The sequence below is a fragment of the Deinococcus sp. AJ005 genome (assembly GCF_009017495.1).
In the GTDB taxonomy this organism is placed as follows: Bacteria; Deinococcota; Deinococci; order Deinococcales; family Deinococcaceae; genus Deinococcus.
Genome location: NZ_CP044990.1, coordinates 1,141,574 through 1,159,651, shown reverse-complemented (window position 1 = coordinate 1,159,651; position 18,078 = coordinate 1,141,574). Strand labels below are relative to the sequence as shown.

The following is an 18,078-nucleotide window of genomic DNA, read 5'->3' as shown; positions in this document are numbered from 1 at the left end:
TGCCCAGCCTATGTCAGTTCGCGCCCCAGCCAAGCCGCCGCCTCATCAATCAGGGCCGCCGCCGCCGGGGATACGCCCGTCATGTTGGCAAAGCCGTGGATCATGCCGGGGCCGGGCTGGTGTTCGGCGCGGTTCCCCGCCACCCGCAGCGCCTCGGCGTAAGCGATGCCCTCATCGCGCAAGGGATCGAACTCAGCCGTCAGCACCAGCGCAGGCGGAAGATTTTTAAGATCGGCGGCGTGCAGCGGGGAAACGTGCGGGTGCGCGCCGTGTTCAGCTTCCGCGAGGTACATCTCTCCAAAGAACTTCATGCGCTCCTCGGTCAGAAAGTAGCCCTCGCCGTTCTCTTTGCGCGAGGCGTAGCGGTCCGTGTTCACGAAATCGGCGGCGGGATAGATCAGCAGTTGCGCGGCAATGGCCGGGCCATGTTCGTCACGGGCACGCTGGGTGACGGCGATGCACAGGCTCGCGCCCGCACTGTCGCCCGATAGCGCCAGCCGGGCCGGGTTAATGCCCAGTTCGGCGGCGTTCGCGGCAGCCCAGGTGAAGGCAGCATAGGCATCGTCCACTGGGGCCGGAAACTTGTTCTCCGGGGCCAGACGATATTCCACACTCAGCACCGCGCTCTTTGCGCCTACGCACAATTCACGGCACACCTGATCGTGTGTCTCGATGTTGTAGGCCACGAAGCCGCCGCCGTGGAAGAACACGGTCAGCGGCCAGCCCTGCGCCGGGGCCGTTCCTTCCGGCGTGTACAGCCGGACGGGCAGTGCCGAGGCGGGGCCGGGAATGGTCAGGTCACGGGTGGAAACGCCCGTGATCGTCCTTTTGGGCGTGCGGGCCGAGGTGGCGATAACGGCCTGTCGCATCTCCTCCAGACCGTTCGGCTGGGGCGCGGCGGCAAATTGCAAAAGGACTTCTTTTAAGGCGGGATCAAGGGGCATAGGAAACCTCCACAGGATTGAGGAAAGGCAGTGAAATAACGGAGGGCTGTGAGATCCAGAAAAGACCTCCCACAGCCCAGCGACCATCAGACGATTACAAAACCTCGAACAATCCCGCCGCGCCCATGCCGCCGCCCACGCACATGGTCACCACCACATGCTTTGCGCCCCGGCGTTTGCCTTCCAGCAGAATGTGGCCGGTCAGACGTGCGCCGCTCATGCCGTAGGGGTGGCCGATACTGATGCTGCCGCCGTTGACGTTGTACTTCTCCGGGTCAATGCCCAACTGGTCCCGGCAGTACAGCGCCTGCACGGCGAAGGCCTCGTTCAGCTCCCACAGGTCAATGTCGTCCACAGTCAATCCATGGCGCTTCAGCAGTTTGGGCACGGCGTAAATTGGGCCGATGCCCATTTCGTCGGGTTCGCATCCGGCCACCGCGAAGCCCTTGAACAGCCCCAGCGGTTGCAGGCCGCGCTCACGGGCCATATCGGCGTCCATGACCACCACCGCCGCCGCGCCGTCCGACAGTTGCGAGGCGTTGCCCGCCGTGATGACACCACCCTCAATGACGGGCTTGAGCTTCTGCAACCCTTCCAGCGTGGTTTCCGGGCGGTTGCCCTCGTCCAACTTGCGGGTCACTTCCTGCTCGGAAATCTCGCCCGTCGCCTTGTCCTGCACCTTCATGGTGGCGGTCATGGGGACGATTTCGTGATCAAACTTCCCGGCTTCCTGCGCCGCCGCCGTGCGCTGCTGGCTTCTCAGGGCGTACTCGTCCTGCGCCTCACGGGAGACGCCGTAGCGCTGGGACACGACTTCCGCCGTTTGCAGCATGGGCATATAGATGTCAGGCTTGTGTTCCATCAGCCACTCGCCGCGCAGACGGAATTTATTGGCGTGTTCGTTCTGGGTCAGCGAGATGCTTTCCAGGCCGCCCGCCACGAAAATCTCGCCCTGTCCGGCCATGACGTGATTGGCCGCCAGCGCAATGGTGTTCAGGCCGCTGGAGCAAAAGCGGTTGACGGTCACGCCCGCCACGCTCACCGGCAATCCGGCGCGCAGGGCGATCTGGCGGGCGATGTTGCTGCCGGTTGCGCCTTCGGGGTTGCCGGAACCCATGATGACGTCCTCAATCTCGGCGGGGTCAATTCCGGCGCGTTGCACGGCGTGCATGACAGCGTGTGCGCCCAGATCAGAGCCGTGCGTGTCGTTAAGAAAGCCCCGGTAGGCTTTGCCAATGGGCGTGCGGGCGGTGGATACGATGACTGCTTCGGGCATATTGGGTTACTCCTTTGAGAATGAGGGTTTATAACTCGTTGACTTCAGGTAGGAAAACTTGCGGATCGCCGGAAAAACCATTCCAGAACACCCATAATCTTCCGCAGCAAGGGCAGAGAAGTAGATGCTTCATCTGATTGTGAAAAGCATCAGCAGATAAGCTGTCTGTTTCCGCATCTGTCAGCTTGTCAAAGGTCTCGTCGGAAACCATAAGCCATTCAATCGGGTTCGGTATTTGGCTCCAGCTCAACTTCGTTCCGCATTTACATCGAATAGCTGGCAAGGATTTACGACGCCTTCGCCGCAAACTTGACCTGAACTTCAGTATTCAAAGCCTCAGCCACGCGCCGCAGGACATCCAGCGAATGGCCCCAGTAAAACGGATTGACGAGGCGATTGACCGCTGAGCGGCTGCTGCCAATGCGCCGGGCAAGTTCAGCCTGCGAAACTCCAGCGGCATTCAAAGTCTGTTCAATTTCCAGGCTGACCGGGTTCATGGAGGCGGGATTGAGGAAGAGGATTTCTTCGGAGCCGTCCAACTCAGCTCTCACGCCAGGGCTAATATCTGCAACAGAATTGACCGTGGGCGAAACAGCAGGAACGTCCTCTAGCGCAACAGCAATACTCTCCCTGGTCAGCTTAAGTAATTCCTCGCGGTTTGGAGCAGTGACGATGCAATTCAATTCGGGAACTAGAGCATTCCAGTTGCGTTCACCGCTAGAAATAATTGTCAGGTACATTTATTCCTCCTCGCCCTGGATAGCTTCCCGAACATTTTTCTCCTGATATTTCTTTGCATCGTCACCATCTCCACCACTGAGAACAATCTTGCTGCCGTGCCGCACAAATTTGCGGTGGCTGCCGCGCACGCTCTGGAGTTCAAAGCCCGCCCGCTCCAGATCACGGATGAGTTCACGGACTTTACGCGGCATGAATCACGCTCAGTATGTTATCAGATTTGATAACAAGGCTCAGCTTTTCCCCTTCGCTTTATCCCAACCCCCGAACGTTCCCCCTTCATCAGCCAACTGCTGAAGCAGGGGCGCGGGCGTCTGGCCGTACTGTTTCAAGTCGGCCACCACATTCTTCAAACCCTGCTCGTCGGCGTACTGCATGGGGCCGCCCCGGTAGGCGGGGAAGCCGTAGCCGTAGATGTAGATCACGTCAATGTCGCCCGCCCGCTGGGCGATGCCCTCTTCCAGAATCTTCGCGCCCTCGTTGACCAGGCTGTAGGTCAGGCGTTTGGTGGCCTCATCCTGCCCGATCTCGCGCGGCGTGATGCCCTTCTCGGTGCGGTAGTCGGCGATCAGTTGGGTCATTTCGGCGTTGGGCTTCGGCTTGCGGTCTTCACCGTAATCGTAGACGCCCGCAGCAGTTTTCTGACCCTTGCGGCCTGTCTCCACGATCCGGTCAATCCAGCCGTCGGGCTTGGGCTGCCCCGCCACCTTCGCCTGATGCTGACGGATGGCGTAGCCGATGTCCAGGCCAGCCATATCGCCCATCTGAAACGGCCCCATCGGCAGCCCCAGCGCGTTCATGGCGGCGTCCACATCCTGCGGGTTCGCGCCTTCCTCCACCAGTTTGCGGCCCTCGTCGCCGTAACGGTGGACCATGCGGTTGCCCACAAAACCGTCGCAGACGCCCACCACCACGCCCACTTTCTTGATCTTCTTCGCCAGCGCCATACCCGTCGCCAGCACCGAATCACTGGTCTTGTCGGCCCGCACGATTTCCAGCAGTTTCATCACGTTGGCCGGGCTGAAGAAGTGCAGCCCGATCACACTTTCTGGGCGCTTGGTGACACTGGCAATCTCGTTCACGTCCAGCGTGGAGGTGTTGCTGGCGAGAATCGCCCCTGGCTTGGCAATGGCGTCCAGCTTGGTGAAGATCTCCTTCTTCACGTCCATGTTCTCAAAGACCGCTTCAATAATGATGTCGGCGTCTTTCAGATCGGTCATGTCCAGCGTGGGCGTCAGCATGGACATGCGTTTTTCCACGTCCTCCATGCTCATGCGGCCTTTTTTGGCGGTATTCTCGTAGTTCTTGCGGATCACGCCCAGGCCCCGGTCCAGCGCCTCCTGCTGGGTTTCCACGATGGTCACGGGAATTCCGGCGTTCAGGAAATTCATGGCGATGCCGCCGCCCATCGTCCCCGCGCCGATGATTCCGGCGGACTTGATCTCGGTGGTGGGCGTTTCCTTCGTGATGCCGGGAATCTTGCCCGCCTCGCGTTCAGCGAAGAAGATGTGGCGCAGGCCACGCGACTGCGGGCTGTTCATGGCCTCCAGGAACTTGCCCGATTCGGCGTCCCATCCTTCCTGAAAGGGCTTGTTGGCCGCCATTTCCGTCAGATCAATGATCAGCGAGGGCGAGAGCTGGCCCCGGTGCGACTTCTTGATCCCTTCGCGGGCGGCGGCGAAGACTTCAGGGGAGCCGCCTTCCACGCCCTTCTCGCTGATGCGCGGCAGCGGGCGGGCGTCGGCATGGTTGCGGGCAAAGGCCACCGCTCCGGCCAGCAGATCGCCGTCCACGATCTCATCCACCAGACCCAGTTTCTGCGCCTCGCCCGCTTTAATCGGGTTGCCAGACAGCATCATTTCCAGCGCCTTCTGTGCGCCCACCACGCGGGGCAGACGTTGCGTGCCGCCCGCGCCCGGTAGCACGCCCAGCTTGACTTCGGGGAGGCCAACTTGAGCCTCTTTCACCGCCACGCGGTAATTGCAGCCCATCGCCAGTTCCAGACCGCCGCCCAGCGCCGTGCCGTGAATGGCGGCCACCGTGGGCTTGCCAAAGCCGTCCAGCTTTTCAATCGTGCCGCGCAAATCGGGGGATTCCTCACGCGGGCGGCCAAAGGTCTTGATATCGGCCCCAGCGACGAAGGTGCGTCCGCCGCCGATGATGACCACGGCCTTCACGCCGTCGTCGGCTGCGGCCACGTCCAGCCCAGCTTTCAGACCCTCCGGGACGCCGGGGGAAAAGGCGTTGACGGGCGGATTGTTGATGGTGAGAATCAGAATCTCGCCGTCACGGGACTGTTGAACCATTTCTGCTTGCGCGCTGGTCATGTGTGGAGCCTCCTTGAGTTGTGCGTGGTGCTGAGGCGTCCATGCTTCCATGTCGCCCGCCTCTGGTCAAATACGTCAGCGTTCATAATAGACGTGCGCGTACATTTTGTGGGGAACAGGCCCGGAGCAGGATGGGAGCCAGACCCCGACAGACAATGAAAAAAGCACGTCTAAGACGTGCCTTTAAGCAGAAACTGGAAAGCGCGGAACTACTTCAGGGCTTTAATGACAGCGGGAGTCAGGTCCGTGGTGCTGGCGTTAGCATAGATGACAAGCCGGTTCTGGGCGGCAATCTGGCGGTCCATGACCACGCTGTAGCCGTTGGCTTTGGCCACCTGGGCCACCGCCGCATTCACCTTGACGGCCAGCGGCTGGAAGGCCGTGGCGATGCGTCCGCTATACCCGCTCTGGGCAGTGCTGTACGCCTTCTGGGCATCATTCAGCGCCTTGCGGTCTGCTGCGCTCCCCGTGGCCCCGGCTTTGGCAGCCAGACCGTCGATCTTGCTGCGTTTGTCTTTCAGGTCCGCGTCCACACGGGCCGAGAGGTCCAGGTACGCCTTGCTGGCGGGCAGCGCCTTGACGGCGGCCTGCACGTCGATCAGGCCGACACGGTTCTTGGGGGTCTGGGCCTGCGGCACCGTGGCGAGCAGGGCCAGCGGAAAAAGGATCAGGAATTTATTCAAGGGACAACCTCCAACGGTCAGGCAATGCTCAGGCGTTTTGCGGGGACCATGAAAACGCCCCGCGCCAGGGCATGCGGGGCCATTGTCTCAGCCGGAAAGGGTGATCAGGGCTTCAGGGCCTTGACGGCGGCGGCGGTGACATCGGTGCCGGGATCGGCGTAGATGACCAGTCCGCTCTTGGCGGCCACGTCACGGTCCATGACCACCGCGTAGCCGTTGGACTTGGCAATCACGCCCACGGCGGTGTCCACGGCTTTCTCGACTGCCGTGATCTTGGGATCGATCTGCTTATCGTAGTCGGCGGCCTTGGCCTGGATGGTCTTGACCAGGGTGTCACGCTGCTGCTTGTCGGCGGCGGTGGCAGCGGCACCCTTGGCGTCGATGGCCTTGACCTGCGTGTCCAGAACCTGCAACTCGGCGTCGGCCTTGGCCTGGATGGCCTTGATGTCCTTGTCGTTGGGGTGGGCGGCCAGCAGCGTCGCCACGTTCACGAAACCGATCTTCTGGGCAGGGGTCTGGGCGTGCGGGGCGAGGGTGCCCAGCCCGAAGGCGGCGACGATGGCCACAGGGGCCAGGGATTTGGCGGTGATCTTCATGAAACGAAAACTAGCACGCTGTTTCCTGAGCGGAATGAAGCCCTTCACAGCCGCTTCACATGCGCCGTCAGGCCCCGGTCAGGCACCCGGCGGGCTAGGTGGAAGCCTCGCGCCCAGCCCCCACCAGCCGCAACAACTCCACATAGACTTTTGCTGTCGCGGTGGCGTCTTCCAAGGCGTTATGGGCCGCGTACTCGATTCCAAAATGCTCTGTGAGCTGAGACAGCGGCGTGCCGATCTGGTGGGGCAGCACCCCGGCGTGGATCAGGAACTGGGCGGTCAGTTTGGTGTCCACATGCCCGCTCCTGAACACCTTGCGGAGATCGGGCAGCAGGGGGCGCAGAAAGCGCAGATCGAAGTTAAAGTTATGCCCGCCCAGCATCACGCGGCCCAGCCCGGCAGCGTACTCGCGCAGGGCGTCGGCCACGGCTTCCGGCGGCTGGGCGGCGCGGTCATGTTCCAGGATGTCGATGCCCGTCACTTCCAGCGCACCCGGTTCCACGCAGTATTCAGGGTGCTTGACCAGCAGATGGATGGGGCGCGATATCTGGCCGTCCTCGCCCAACGTCACCGCGCCAATGGTCAGCAGTGGATGGCGGGCCGGGTCACGCCCTCCGGTTTCCACGTCCAGAAAGATGATCGGCTGGCGCAGGGTCAGAGACATGGCAAGCAGCCTAGCGTCCCATCTGGAGGCGGCGGCGAATCAGCGGGTGCGGGTCTCTTCGCAGACGGCTCAGGACTTCCGGTGACAGGTCAGAACGGGTGGAAAGGGAGAGGCGAACGCTGTACTCGGCGTCGGTCGACAGTCGCTCGATCAATTCGGCGTTCAGGTCAGGATGTTGCGCCACCGCCGCGCGCAACTGCCATTCGCCCCGCCTCGCCAACTGCCCCAGCCGTTCCTGACTCAGCCGCGCCCGCCCGGCCACCGCCCAGCGTGCCTGCGGTTCGGGATGACGCATCGCCAGTTCCTGCACCCATTCCGGGGCCGCGTCCACCGCTGCCAGCTTTGAGACCGCCAGTCCCGTCCACATTCTGATCTGCTGCCCATGCGCCAGCCGCAGCAGGGGCAGGGCCGGGTTGTCCAGCACCGCTTCCGGGTAACGTGCGGCCAGTTCGCCCAGCAGCGTGACGGGGGTGTTGGGATGGCGGGCGACGGCTTCCAGCAGGTGCGGCGCGGTGACGCTGTATGCCAGCCGCGTCAATTCGGCGGCGGTGGCGTTCGTCGCAGGCAGCTCAGACTTGGGTGGTGTCAGCAGGGCGGGACCGGGCATCACCTGTATCTTGCCGCCTGCATGCTGGCCGGAACAGCGCAGGAGACACCATCGGCGGACCCTCAAAAGATAGGGGTTCCGTAATCTGGGAGCCATCTTTTCTCGCATGCTGCCTCCTATACTCCTGGGGTTCACAAATCGGCGCAGTCAGGCAGCACAGTTTTCCGGTGCGGATTCATTACGGTGCAGATTCAGCAGCGCAAGCTCAGCAGTACAGATTCAACAGTGCAGATTCAACAGTGCAGGGAGGCTTTCAATCATGCAGCAAACGGACCATCTACCCACCCCCAACGACGCCCACATCCGCTCCACGCTGGGACCGACACGGCCAGCCAGCGGGCCAGCGGTGGACATTCAGATCGACGGGGCCACGTTCAAGGCATTCACCGGCGAACCCCTGGTAGACGCCATCAACCGCGCAAAGATCGAGCTGGCGCAGGTCTGCTACCACCCGCAACTGGGGCCGATCCAGACCTGCGACACCTGCTCGGTGGAGATCGACGGACAGCTCGGGCGGGCCTGCGGCACGAACGTCGCAGCAGGCATGGTGGTGAAAACGCAGACCATTGCAGCGCGTGCAGCGCAGCGGGACGCTTATGACCGGATCGTGAGCAACCACGACCTGTACTGCACGGTCTGCGACAATAACAACGGCAACTGCACCGTCCACAACACGCTGGGGGTGCTGGGCATCCAACACCAGACCCGGCCCTTTCAGCCCAAGGGCTACGCCAAGGACGACTCCAACCCCTTTTACCGCTATGACCCGGACCAGTGCATCCTGTGCGGGCGCTGCGTGGAAGCCTGCCAGAACGTGCAGGTCAACGAAACCCTGAGCATCAACTGGGAGGCCGAGCAGCCGCGCGTGCTGTGGGACGGTGGCAAGCCCATCGGCGAATCGAGTTGCGTGAGCTGCGGCCACTGCGTCACGGTCTGCCCGTGCAATGCGCTCCAGGAAAAGTCAATGCTGGGGCAGGCGGGCATGTTCACCGGCATTCCACTGCCAGTGTTCGACGCGGCTGTGGACGTGGTCAAGGGCGTGGAGGCCAGCGCGGGCCTGAAGCCGATCATGAACGTCTCGGACATCGAGTCGGCGGCGCGTGACCGATACATCAAAAAGACCAAGACCGTCTGCACCTACTGCGGTGTGGGCTGCTCCTTCGACGTGTGGACCGACGAACGGCACATCCTGAAAGTCGAGCCGGGGCTGGGCCACGCCAACGGCATCAGCACCTGTGTGAAGGGCAAGTTCGGCTGGGACTACGTCAATTCCGGCGACCGCCTGACCGCACCCCTGATCCGCGACGGCGACCGCTTCCGCGAGGCGAGCTGGGACGAGGCGCTGGACTTTGTCGCCCGCCGCTTCATGGAAATCCGGGAGCAGCACGGCCCGGACGCGCTGGCCTTCGTGGCCAGCAGCAAGGCCAGCAATGAGGAAGCGTTCCTGGTACAGAAGTTCGCGCGGCAAGTGATTGGCACCAACAATGTCGACAACTGCTCGCGCTATTGCCAGTCGCCCGCCAGCAAGGGCCTGTCGCTGACCGTGGGCATCGGCGGCGATAGCGGCACCATCAAGGACATCGAGAACGCCAGCCTGATCATCACGGTGGGCAGCAACACCGCCGAGAGTCACCCGGTCCTGGCCACCCGCGTGAAGCGGGCGCAGAAGCTGGGCCACACGAAGGTGGTCGTGTTCGACATCCGTGAGCATGAACTCGCCACACGTGCCGATCAGTTCCTGCGGCCCAAACCCGGCACCGACTTCGTGTGGTTGGGCGCAGTCAGCAAGTTCATCCTGGACAACGGTCTGGAGAACACGGCTTTCCTGGCCGAGCGGGTCAACGGTCTGGACGGGTTCCGCGAGTCCATCAAGGAATTCACGCTGGAGTACGCCGAGAAGGAAACTGGCCTGAGCGCCGCCACCCTGGAAGCCCTGGCCCGCCAGATCGCCGCCGAGGAGCGCGTGTGTATCCTGTGGGCGATGGGCGTCACCCAGCAGTGCGGCGGCACCGATACCAGCGCGGCCATTTCCAACCTGCTGCTGATCACCGGCAACTACGGCAGACTGGGCACCGGGGCGTACCCGCTACGGGGGCACAACAACGTGCAGGGCGCGTCGGACATGGGGGCCATGCCCGATCAGGTCAGCGGCTACCAGAATGTGACCGACGAACTGACCGTGCAGCGACACCAGCGCGAGTGGGGCGTCACCCTGCGCCCGGAGCGCGGCCTGGACAATACGCAGATGCTGGACGCCGCCATTGACGGCAAGCTCAAGGCGATGTGGATCACCGGCGAGGAGATGAGCCTCACCGACGCCAATGCCAACCACTTGCAGGAGGGCTTTGAGGCGCTGGAATTCCTAGTGGTGCAGGACCTGTACTTCACCAACACCGCCCGGTACGCGGACGTGGTCTTCCCGGCTGCCGCGTCGCTGGAAAAGGAAGGCACATTTACCAACACCGAGCGCCGCATGCAGCGCCTGTACGAGGTCATGCCGCCCCTCAAGGGCACCAAACCCGACTGGCAGATCTACATGGGCGTGGCGGACCGCATGGGCCACCGCTGGGGCTACACCCACCCGTCCGAGATCATGGCCGAGATCGCGCGCCTGACGCCGTTCTTTGCGGGTGTGACCTATGAGCGCCTGGAGGGCTACAACACCCTGTGCTGGCCGGTGGCCGAGGACGGCACGGACCAGCCGCTGCTGTACACCGAGCGCTTCAACTTCCCGGATGGCAAGGCCCGCCTGTACGCCGGGGAATACCGTCCCCGCGAGCAGGCCCCCAACGAAGAGTTCGATCTGCACCTCAACTCGGGGCGCATGCTCGAACACTTCCACGAGGGCAACATGACCTTCCGGGTGGAGGGCATCGCCGTGACCGCGCCCGACGCGTTCGTGGAGGTCAGCCAAGAACTGGCCGCCGAGCGCCAGATCCAGAGCGGGCAGTGGGTGCGGCTGGTCAGTGCGCACGGCGCGGTCCGGCTTCAGGCTCTGGTGACGGGCCGCGTCAGCGACAACGAGCTATACGTGCCCATGAACGCCCGCAAGGCCCAGGACGCCGTGAACCACCTGACTGGTTCCCAGGGTGACGCGATCACCAACACGCCCGCCTACAAGGACAACCGCGTCCGTATGGAAATCCTGGGCGATGTCGGCGCGAACCCGCTGCCAGCCCGCAACTTCCGGTGGGGTCACCCCACGCCCCAGACGGGTGTGGAGGTCGAGCGCAAGTGGGCGCGGCCCGACTACGTCTATCCAGGCGGCGAACTGCCGATGCTCGGTGACAGCCTCAACGCCCGGGTCGACGCCCTGGGCGCGGACGACTGATGTTTCTTTCCACGAGGAGCTTGTATGGCTAAGGCGCTTGATTTCACCCCCCGCGAACCCACACCGCAGGAACGCCTGCACTCGGGCGTCGAGGACTCGACCGCCGCGCTTGAGGAAGGGCTGTACCTGCTGCGGCAACTGCACGAGCATGGGGTGCTGGACGTGCTGGGCAAAACCGTGCGCGGCGGCGAGGGCCTGACCGCGTCGCTGCTGCACCTTGCGGGCGGCGAAAGTGGCACCACCCTGCTGCGGAACGTTACGGAGCTGGGCAAGACGCTGGCTGCCCTGGACCCACGCGAGGTCAGCGTCCTGGGTCAGGCCGTGACCACCGGCGTGAACGAGGGAGCGCGGCACGTCGCCGCCGGGAAAGGCATCGGCCTGGGCGAACTGCTGGGCCTGCTCAAAGACCGGGACGTGCAGGTGGCCCTGGGCGCGCTGATGGCGGTTCTGAAGGGCGCGGGCCGGGCGCTACGTGAGGCCAATGGCGAGACCGTCAAGACCGCCAATCAGGCCGAGGTGGGCCGCTGAACGATGCAGAGGTCGGGCGGGTGGACGCGCAGCCAGGCGCACAGGGCGTTGCTCACCTGCCCGTCCGGCTGTACCGGAATGAGCGGTGGGCGCACCGTGAGGACGCCGTCGCCGTCGAGGAGCCGCTGGAGTTGCGCCTGCACACCCCGAACCGCGAACTGCCGCTGGGCGTGCTGATGCGGACGCCCGGCCATGACCACGAGCTGCTGCTGGGCTGGCTGGTGTCTGAAGGTCTCTTGCCACAGGAATTTACGCTTGGCGTCGATCCAGAGAACGCCAACGTCTGGCACCTGCACACCCCGGAGCATGAGCGGCTGGCGGCAGGGGCTAGGCTGGCCGTGTCGTCGAGTGCGTGTGGGGTGTGCGGTTCGGGCAGCGTCGAGCAACTGCTGAGCCGGGCCTCGGGCCCGCTCTGGACAGCCGGGCTGATCAGCGCCGCCCTGCTGGCGGGTCTACCGGAGCGGCTGCGGGAAACCCAGGCCGGATTCCGGGACACCGGCGGGATGCACGGCGCGGCGCTGTTCACCTGGGCAGGCACTTTTCTGTGTTCCCGCGAGGACGTCGGGCGGCACAACGCCGTGGACAAGGTGGTGGGGGCCCGCAGACCCGGCCTGCCGCTGACTGACCATGTGCTGGTTGTCAGCAGCCGTGCAGGCTTCGAGATCGTGCAGAAAGCTGTGACTGCCGGAATCGGGATGGTTGTGGCCGTGGGCGCAGCCACCAGTCTCGCGGTGGATACCGCAGCCGTCTTTGGGGTCACGCTGTGCGGTTTTACGCGCGAAGGGCGGCTGACGGTGTACTCGGGGGAAGACCGGGTGAGGGGGGCTGCGGACTGAGCCGGACAGGCGAAGTCCTCTGCACCGTGACCATCCAGCGCCTGGAAGCATTTGTATTCGTTCTCACTTCATGAATTGCACATTGCTGACGAAATCGACAAATTGGCATCAACACCCGTTACTATCGCTCGACATTAAACCAAAAGAGGGCAGGAGAAATTATGGGATTTCTGGACCGTGAACATTCCGTCGCTGGACCGGGCTGGAGCCGCTGGCTCGTGCCACCGGCAGCGCTGGCCGTACACCTGAGCATCGGGCAGATCTATGCCTACTCAGTCTTCAACAAACCCCTCTCGCGCCTGATCAGCGGCGACGTCAAGGCCGAAACAGGTGCGTCCGGCGACTGGTCCCTGTTTCAGGTGGGCCTGATCTTCAGCGTGGCGCTGTTCTTTCTAGGGGCGAGTTCGGCGCTGTTCGGCAAATGGGTGGAACGCGAGGGACCGCGCAAGACCATGTTCACCAGCGCCCTGCTGTTCTGCGGCGGCTTCCTGATCGCGGCGCTGGGCGTCAGTCAGCATCAGCTCTGGCTGGTGCTGCTGGGCAACGGGGTGATCGGCGGGATCGGCCTGGGCCTGGGGTATATCAGCCCGGTCAGCACGCTGATCAAATGGTTCCCGGACCGGCCAGGACTGGCCACCGGCATGGCCATCATGGGCTTCGGCGGCGGCGCGCTGATCGGCAGCCCGCTGGGCACCGCACTGATGGCCCGCTTCGCCGGAGACGGCACGCTGGGCGTCGGCTCGACGTTCCTGATCATGGGCGCGGTGTACTTCCTGTTCATGCTCTTCGGCGCGTTCATGGTGCGTGTCCCCGCCGAGGGCTGGGTGCCAGCAGGGTTTGTGCCCAAGGTCAATACGGCGGGCGGCATGATTTCCAACCACAACGTTCTGGTGGATCAGGCCTTCCGTACCCCGCAGTTCTGGCTGCTGTTCGCCGTGCTGTTCCTGAACGTGACTGCCGGGATCGGCGTTCTCGGGCAGGCCAGCGTCATGATCCAGGAGATGTTCAGCGACAAGGTGCTTGGGGCCGGGAACGGCGTGACCGCCGCCGCCGCCGCCGGGTTCGTGGGTCTGCTCAGCATCTTCAACATGGGTGGCCGGTTCTTCTGGTCCACGACCAGTGACCGCCTCGGGCGCAAGCCCACCTACATGATCTTCTTTGTGCTGGGTGCGGTGCTGTACTTCCTGATTCCGCTGTTCGGCAACTCGGCCAACCTGATCCTGTTCGTGATCGGCTTTTGCATCATCATCAGCATGTACGGCGGCGGCTTTGCCACGGTGCCCGCTTACCTGCGGGACCTGTTCGGCACCGCCAACGTGGGGGCCATTCACGGACGGCTGCTGCTGGCCTGGAGCGCGGCGGCCATCGTGGGGCCAAGCCTGGTCAACGGCTTCCGCGACAGCCAGATCAAGGCGGGCATTCCCGCTGCCCAGGCGTATTCGACGGTCATGTACATCATGGCGGGCCTGCTGGTCATCGGCTTTATTACTAACCTGCTCATTCGCCCGGTGGCCAGCCGGTACTGGGCCAACCCCACAGATGGTCAGCCCACCCCACCCACCAGACAGCAGGCCGCTGATGACTGATCACTCCAGGAGAGCGACATGACAAACCGAACGGACACGGAACAGACCTCTTCACTGACCTACCTCGCGTGGCTGGTCCCTGGCATTCCTCTGGTGTGGGGCGTGTGGCAGACCCTGATCAAGGTGGCGCAGCTCTTTCAATAAGCTTGAAACCCACCATCACAAACCACGTTTGACCGAGACGGCCCTGAATGGATTCAGGGCCGTCTCTATGTGTTCAAAACGCTCCGGCGTGGGCCTTACGGAGTTGGCAGGGTGGCTATAAACGCCTTGATTGCCGTCAGAATCTCCGCTTCCGCCGCCGCGTGGGTGACAGTGGGCAGGCCGTCGCCCTTCTGCGGGCCGTAACGCCCGAAGAAGCTGTGGACCGAGCCGGGAATGACGGTCAATTTGGCGCTGGCAGGCAGACGGTTCAGACCGTCGCGCACATTGGCAGGATCGGCCACCCGGTCATTCTCAGCCAGCAGCGACAGCACCGGGAGGCTGGTGTCTTTCAGACTCACGTTGCCTGCTGGATACGCGCCCATCAGGATCATGCCTTTCAGTTGATCAGTGTGCCCTTTTGCATACTGCGCCGCCATCGCCCCGCCCAGCGAGTGGCCCGCGATCACCACGGTCTTGCCCGCACCAAACTTTTTGATCAGCGCGTCGGCGCGGTTGATGCCCGTCACAGCCAGATCGAGGGGAAACACCGGAATCACGGTCTGCACGCCGTCTGCTGCCAGCGCGCGGCCTAGCCACTCGTAGGCTTGCGGACGAACGAGGCCGCCAGGGTAGTACACGAGCAATGTTTTCGCCTCGCCGCTGGGCTTGATATTGATAAACGCGCCGCCCTCGTTTTCTAGCGTGGAGGTCACGCCCACCGCCTGACCGGAGGGAGGCACGGCGTCCTGCCCGATCACCAGCGGGGGGCGCACGACAGCGCTCTGGCCCAGAGCGATCAGGTAGCCCAGCACCAGTGCCAGGATGACCCCCAGCCAGAAGCGCACGCGCGGCGGCAGGGCGAGGCGGGTGCGGCCACGGGAGGTCAGACGGGTCATGCCCCAGAGCATAGACGGTCTTTCCCTGGCCTGACCGGATGAACAACCGCTAATCTTGCGGTCATGCCCTCGTCTGCCCAGGTTCCGCCGTTCTGGCCCGCGTTCTGGCGCGGCTTCCGGGTCATGCTGCCGCTGTGGCTGGGCATGGTGCCGTTCGCGGCGGCCTACGCGGTTACGGCGCGGGCCTCGGGCCTGAGCGTGTGGGAAACACAGATGATGAGCCTGACCGTGTTTGCAGGGGCCTCGCAGTTCGCAGCGGCGGGCCTGTTCGCGGGGTACGGCATGGCGGGTGGGGCCTCGGCCATCGGCATCGTGCTGACCACCTTCTTGCTGAACGCCCGGCACCTGCTCTACGGCCTGAGCCTGTCGCGGCAGGTTTCGCTGACCCGCCCGCAACGCCTGATCGCCGCGCAATTTCTGACCGACGAGGCTTACGGCATGGTCACGGTCAAGGGAGGACAGGAGCCGGGCGGCCCCAGCTTCGGCTACGTGCTGGGCGCGGAACTCAGCCTGTACGTGGTCTGGAACGCCTCCACGTTGCTGGGTGCGCTGGGCGGCGCGGTGCTGCCCTCGCCGGAAGCGCTGGGTGTGGGCGTGATCTTTCCACTGGCCTTCCTAGGCCTGCTGGTGCCGATGCTGCGGGGACGCGTGACTGTGCTGGTGGCGCTGACCTCCGGGCTGGCGGCGTGGGGCCTGTCTCGCGTGCTGCCCGGCGGTCTGGTGATCCTGCTGGCCGGGGTGGGCGGCGCACTGCTGGGCGCGTGGCTGACAGGCAAAAAGACCGCCGTTCAGGGGGCGGGCGCATGAGCATCGCCGTCGTGATCGTGCTGATGTGGGCCGTGACCTACCCGATGCGCTGGCTGGGGCTGAATCTGGGCCGGGTGAAACTTCCGCCGTTCTGGCTGGCCTTCCTCAATTTCGTGCCCGTCAGCGTGATCGCCGCCCTGATCGTGCCGGAAGTGCTGGGCAGCCCCGAATGGCCGCGCCGCCTGCTGGCCAGCGTGGTGGGCGGGCTGGTGGTGTGGCGCAGCGGCAACCTCGCGCTGGGCATTCTGGGCGGCTTTGCGGCGTACTGGGCGGTGCGGGCGCTGGCGGGGTAGGAGATTGAGTGGACACATCTACTGGTGACCACGCCCACACCGCACACACGGCCCGCGCTATGCTGGGGAGCGAATGACGGGGCAGGCGAGCGACGCGGGGACGAACCCCAAAATGACGACCATCGACGGCAAGTACGGCGTGCTGCGGGAGCTGTCTAGGCACGGCAACGTGACCCTGTCGGAGGTCCGGGCCGCCGAGGGCGTGACCCGGCAGGTGGCGTGGTTCGAGATCGCCACCCCGGCAGACCGGCAGGCGTTCCACGCGTACCGCTCGGTGCTACGCGCCCTGAACCCGCTGGGCCTGACCGATATCGTGGCGCGGCCCGGCGCGTATTACGCGGTCTGGCAGACGGTGAACGGCACCCCGCTGGAAGGCGTGCTGGCGCAGCCCAAGAAGCGCCAGGAGACGGTGGACAACATCCGCAGCATGGCCGCCCGACTGGCCGAACACGGCTACGCCTTGGGCGACGCTGATATCGTGATGGATGCAGACGAAGCCCGCATCGCCTACCTGCGCGCCCTGCAACTGCCGCGCACGCCCGAGGACATCGCCTCGCGCAACGCCCAGGTGCTGTCGGCCCTCAAGGACGGCAAGGTCCGGCGCAAGCGGCAGCCCGGCGCGTGGCTGGCTTTCATTCCTGGGCTGCTGTTTCTGGGCGGCGCGGGCTATCTGGGCGCGCAGGCCGCGCAGATCTACCTGAATCCCCCGGTGCGCGAGGTGGCAGGTGTGGGCGGCCAGGAGGCGCGGGCCGCCGCCAAAAAACTGACCGGAGCAGGCTTCCGGGTGGCCTACACCGAGGGACAGGTGGGCAACCAGGGCGTCGGCACAATCATCCGGCAGGACCCACCCGCCGGCACCAACCTGCCGATAGGCCGACTGGTCACGCTGACGGTCAACAACCCGCCGTCCATCGAGGTGCCCAAGCTGGAAGAGCAGAACCTGGATCAGGCCAGAAGCACCCTCAAGGACCGCTCGATGGTACTGGGCAAGGTATTGAAGGTGGACGGCACGCTGACCAACACGCCGGAAGGCCGCATCGTCTCGCAACTGCCCGAGGCCGGATCGCCCGCCCAGCGCGGCCAGCCCATTCAGGTGATGGTCAGTACCGGCATCAGTGGCCAGGAAACCTGGCTGCCCCTGCTGACCGGGCTGACGGTGGATCAGGCGCGCGAGTACGCCCGCGTGGCCGGACTGGTGGTCACAAAGGTCAGCGAGCAGCCCAGCGACAAACCCCCCGGCAGCGTGCTGGAGCAGACACCCGCGCCGTTCGTGCGGGTGGACGTGGGCAGTCCGGTGACCCTGAGTGTGGCGGTGGCCCGCTACAGCGCCCCCAGCCGCGCGGCGGGCAGCCTGCCCCTGCCGCCGCCCCCGGTGCCCAAGCCGCCGCCCGAACCCACTCCCGTGGAGCCGCAGCCCGTACCGCAGGACCCCCAGCCGCTGCCGCAGGAGCAGATTCCAGTCCCGCAGGAGCCGCCGGGCACCACGGTTCCCACGCCGCAGGAGATTCCAGCGACTCCGCCGGATACCTCGGTTCCCACTCCACCGGACACCGCCAGCCCGAACAACACGGCTCCTGAAACCACGGCCCCGCAGACCCGTAGCGTCAATTTCCAGTACACCTTTCCCGCCGATCTGCCTGCGGGCACCTACAGCGTGGTGGTCAGCGACGCGGGCGGCGAACGCCAGATTTTGCAGGCCACCGACGCCTCGCAACTGGCCGGACGCAACGCCAACAGTTCTCAGCCTGTGCAGGTGACCGGGGATGCCGTGTTCATCGTGCGCCGCGATGGGGCCGACTACGCCACCGTCACGCCCAATTAA

Annotated in this window: 18 protein-coding genes; 8 read left to right on the top strand and 10 right to left on the bottom strand. The window is 64.4% G+C overall.

Translation table 11 applies throughout. The annotated features are described in order from the left end of the window. Window positions 1–8: 8 nt before the first annotated feature. The 9 genes from DAAJ005_RS07460 to DAAJ005_RS07420 form a co-directional block, all read right to left on the bottom strand. Window positions 9–944 (bottom strand): alpha/beta hydrolase, encoded by a 936-nt coding sequence (locus DAAJ005_RS07460; RefSeq protein ID WP_151846562.1) that lies wholly within the window; start codon window positions 942–944, stop codon window positions 9–11. A 94-nt stretch (window positions 945–1,038) separates the two neighbouring features. Further along, complete coding sequence (locus DAAJ005_RS07455) at window positions 1,039–2,220, bottom strand: acetyl-CoA C-acyltransferase (RefSeq protein ID WP_151846561.1); 1,182 nt, start codon at window positions 2,218–2,220, stop codon at window positions 1,039–1,041. 287 nt (window positions 2,221–2,507) lie between these two features. Further along, window positions 2,508–2,960: a helix-turn-helix transcriptional regulator gene (locus tag DAAJ005_RS07450; RefSeq protein ID WP_151846560.1), complete on the bottom strand. Its 453-nt coding sequence runs from the start codon at window positions 2,958–2,960 to the stop codon at window positions 2,508–2,510. Next, the gene (locus tag DAAJ005_RS07445) at window positions 2,961–3,152 is read right to left on the bottom strand and encodes a type II toxin-antitoxin system HicA family toxin (RefSeq protein WP_151846559.1); all 192 of its coding nucleotides are present in this window, start codon (window positions 3,150–3,152) and stop codon (window positions 2,961–2,963) included. 39 nt (window positions 3,153–3,191) lie between these two features. Further along, window positions 3,192–5,285 (bottom strand): 3-hydroxyacyl-CoA dehydrogenase NAD-binding domain-containing protein, encoded by a 2,094-nt coding sequence (locus DAAJ005_RS07440; protein WP_151846558.1) that lies wholly within the window; start codon window positions 5,283–5,285, stop codon window positions 3,192–3,194. A gap of 209 nt (window positions 5,286–5,494) precedes the next feature. Continuing rightward, window positions 5,495–5,968, bottom strand: coding sequence for an OmpH family outer membrane protein (locus DAAJ005_RS07435; protein ID WP_151846557.1), 474 nt, complete (start codon window positions 5,966–5,968; stop codon window positions 5,495–5,497). A 104-nt stretch (window positions 5,969–6,072) separates the two neighbouring features. Continuing rightward, window positions 6,073–6,564 (bottom strand): OmpH family outer membrane protein, encoded by a 492-nt coding sequence (locus DAAJ005_RS07430; protein ID WP_075830294.1) that lies wholly within the window; start codon window positions 6,562–6,564, stop codon window positions 6,073–6,075. Window positions 6,565–6,658: 94 nt separating this feature from the next. After that, a complete protein-coding gene (locus tag DAAJ005_RS07425) occupies window positions 6,659–7,228 on the bottom strand; it encodes a 3'-5' exonuclease (protein WP_151846556.1) in 570 nt (189 codons plus the stop codon). A gap of 10 nt (window positions 7,229–7,238) precedes the next feature. Next, on the bottom strand, window positions 7,239–7,835 hold the full coding sequence (locus tag DAAJ005_RS07420; protein ID WP_192930898.1) for a hypothetical protein: 597 nt from the start codon (window positions 7,833–7,835) through the stop codon (window positions 7,239–7,241). A 259-nt stretch (window positions 7,836–8,094) separates the two neighbouring features. Here DAAJ005_RS07420 and fdhF point away from each other — a divergent pair, with 259 nt between their 5' ends. The 5 genes from fdhF (at window position 8,095) to DAAJ005_RS19285 (ending at window position 14,260) form a co-directional block, all read left to right on the top strand. Further along, a complete protein-coding gene (fdhF, locus tag DAAJ005_RS07415; protein ID WP_151846554.1) occupies window positions 8,095–11,166 on the top strand; it encodes a formate dehydrogenase subunit alpha in 3,072 nt (1,023 codons plus the stop codon). Between the two features lie 24 nt (window positions 11,167–11,190). After that, on the top strand, window positions 11,191–11,694 hold the full coding sequence (locus DAAJ005_RS07410) for a DUF1641 domain-containing protein (RefSeq protein ID WP_151846553.1): 504 nt from the start codon (window positions 11,191–11,193) through the stop codon (window positions 11,692–11,694). 20 nt (window positions 11,695–11,714) lie between these two features. Beyond that, the gene (locus DAAJ005_RS07405) at window positions 11,715–12,530 is read left to right on the top strand and encodes a formate dehydrogenase accessory sulfurtransferase FdhD (protein ID WP_226342627.1); all 816 of its coding nucleotides are present in this window, start codon (window positions 11,715–11,717) and stop codon (window positions 12,528–12,530) included. A gap of 161 nt (window positions 12,531–12,691) precedes the next feature. Then, the gene (locus tag DAAJ005_RS07400) at window positions 12,692–14,116 is read left to right on the top strand and encodes an OFA family MFS transporter (RefSeq protein ID WP_151846552.1); all 1,425 of its coding nucleotides are present in this window, start codon (window positions 12,692–12,694) and stop codon (window positions 14,114–14,116) included. An 18-nt stretch (window positions 14,117–14,134) separates the two neighbouring features. Beyond that, the gene (locus DAAJ005_RS19285) at window positions 14,135–14,260 is read left to right on the top strand and encodes a hypothetical protein (protein ID WP_255448054.1); all 126 of its coding nucleotides are present in this window, start codon (window positions 14,135–14,137) and stop codon (window positions 14,258–14,260) included. Window positions 14,261–14,355: 95 nt separating this feature from the next. Here the strand turns inward: DAAJ005_RS19285 and DAAJ005_RS07395 are convergent, their stop codons facing one another. Further along, a complete protein-coding gene (locus DAAJ005_RS07395; protein ID WP_151846551.1) occupies window positions 14,356–15,156 on the bottom strand; it encodes an alpha/beta fold hydrolase in 801 nt (266 codons plus the stop codon). Between the two features lie 63 nt (window positions 15,157–15,219). Here DAAJ005_RS07395 and DAAJ005_RS07390 point away from each other — a divergent pair, with 63 nt between their 5' ends. The 3 genes from DAAJ005_RS07390 to DAAJ005_RS07380 all read left to right on the top strand — a co-directional run bounded on the left by DAAJ005_RS07390 (window position 15,220) and on the right by DAAJ005_RS07380 (window position 18,078). Next, window positions 15,220–15,963 carry an AzlC family ABC transporter permease gene (locus DAAJ005_RS07390; protein ID WP_151846550.1) on the top strand — a complete coding sequence of 248 codons (744 nt, stop codon included), beginning with the start codon at window positions 15,220–15,222 and terminating at the stop codon, window positions 15,961–15,963. Beyond that, window positions 15,960–16,256 (top strand): AzlD domain-containing protein, encoded by a 297-nt coding sequence (locus DAAJ005_RS07385; protein ID WP_151846549.1) that lies wholly within the window; start codon window positions 15,960–15,962, stop codon window positions 16,254–16,256. The genes DAAJ005_RS07390 and DAAJ005_RS07385 overlap by 4 nt, the downstream gene beginning before the upstream one ends. A gap of 73 nt (window positions 16,257–16,329) precedes the next feature. After that, the gene (locus DAAJ005_RS07380) at window positions 16,330–18,078 is read left to right on the top strand and encodes a PASTA domain-containing protein (RefSeq protein WP_226342626.1); all 1,749 of its coding nucleotides are present in this window, start codon (window positions 16,330–16,332) and stop codon (window positions 18,076–18,078) included.

What these genes read in the sequence shown, in the direction of transcription:
- DAAJ005_RS07460 (WP_151846562.1), bottom strand. Translation starts at nt 944, where the DNA reads ATGCCCCTTGATCCCGCCTTAAAAGAAGTCCTTTTGCAATTTGCCGCC.
- DAAJ005_RS07455 (WP_151846561.1), bottom strand. Translation starts at nt 2,220, where the DNA reads ATGCCCGAAGCAGTCATCGTATCCACCGCCCGCACGCCCATTGGCAAA.
- DAAJ005_RS07450 (WP_151846560.1), bottom strand. Translation starts at nt 2,960, where the DNA reads ATGTACCTGACAATTATTTCTAGCGGTGAACGCAACTGGAATGCTCTA.
- DAAJ005_RS07445 (WP_151846559.1), bottom strand. Translation starts at nt 3,152, where the DNA reads ATGCCGCGTAAAGTCCGTGAACTCATCCGTGATCTGGAGCGGGCGGGC.
- DAAJ005_RS07440 (WP_151846558.1), bottom strand. Translation starts at nt 5,285, where the DNA reads ATGACCAGCGCGCAAGCAGAAATGGTTCAACAGTCCCGTGACGGCGAG.
- DAAJ005_RS07430 (WP_075830294.1), bottom strand. Translation starts at nt 6,564, where the DNA reads ATGAAGATCACCGCCAAATCCCTGGCCCCTGTGGCCATCGTCGCCGCC.
- DAAJ005_RS07425 (WP_151846556.1), bottom strand. Translation starts at nt 7,228, where the DNA reads ATGTCTCTGACCCTGCGCCAGCCGATCATCTTTCTGGACGTGGAAACC.
- DAAJ005_RS07420 (WP_192930898.1), bottom strand. Translation starts at nt 7,835, where the DNA reads ATGCCCGGTCCCGCCCTGCTGACACCACCCAAGTCTGAGCTGCCTGCG.
- fdhF (WP_151846554.1), top strand. Translation starts at nt 8,095, where the DNA reads ATGCAGCAAACGGACCATCTACCCACCCCCAACGACGCCCACATCCGC.
- DAAJ005_RS07410 (WP_151846553.1), top strand. Translation starts at nt 11,191, where the DNA reads ATGGCTAAGGCGCTTGATTTCACCCCCCGCGAACCCACACCGCAGGAA.
- DAAJ005_RS07400 (WP_151846552.1), top strand. Translation starts at nt 12,692, where the DNA reads ATGGGATTTCTGGACCGTGAACATTCCGTCGCTGGACCGGGCTGGAGC.
- DAAJ005_RS19285 (WP_255448054.1), top strand. Translation starts at nt 14,135, where the DNA reads ATGACAAACCGAACGGACACGGAACAGACCTCTTCACTGACCTACCTC.
- DAAJ005_RS07395 (WP_151846551.1), bottom strand. Translation starts at nt 15,156, where the DNA reads ATGACCCGTCTGACCTCCCGTGGCCGCACCCGCCTCGCCCTGCCGCCG.
- DAAJ005_RS07390 (WP_151846550.1), top strand. Translation starts at nt 15,220, where the DNA reads ATGCCCTCGTCTGCCCAGGTTCCGCCGTTCTGGCCCGCGTTCTGGCGC.
- DAAJ005_RS07385 (WP_151846549.1), top strand. Translation starts at nt 15,960, where the DNA reads ATGAGCATCGCCGTCGTGATCGTGCTGATGTGGGCCGTGACCTACCCG.
- DAAJ005_RS07380 (WP_226342626.1), top strand. Translation starts at nt 16,330, where the DNA reads ATGACGGGGCAGGCGAGCGACGCGGGGACGAACCCCAAAATGACGACC.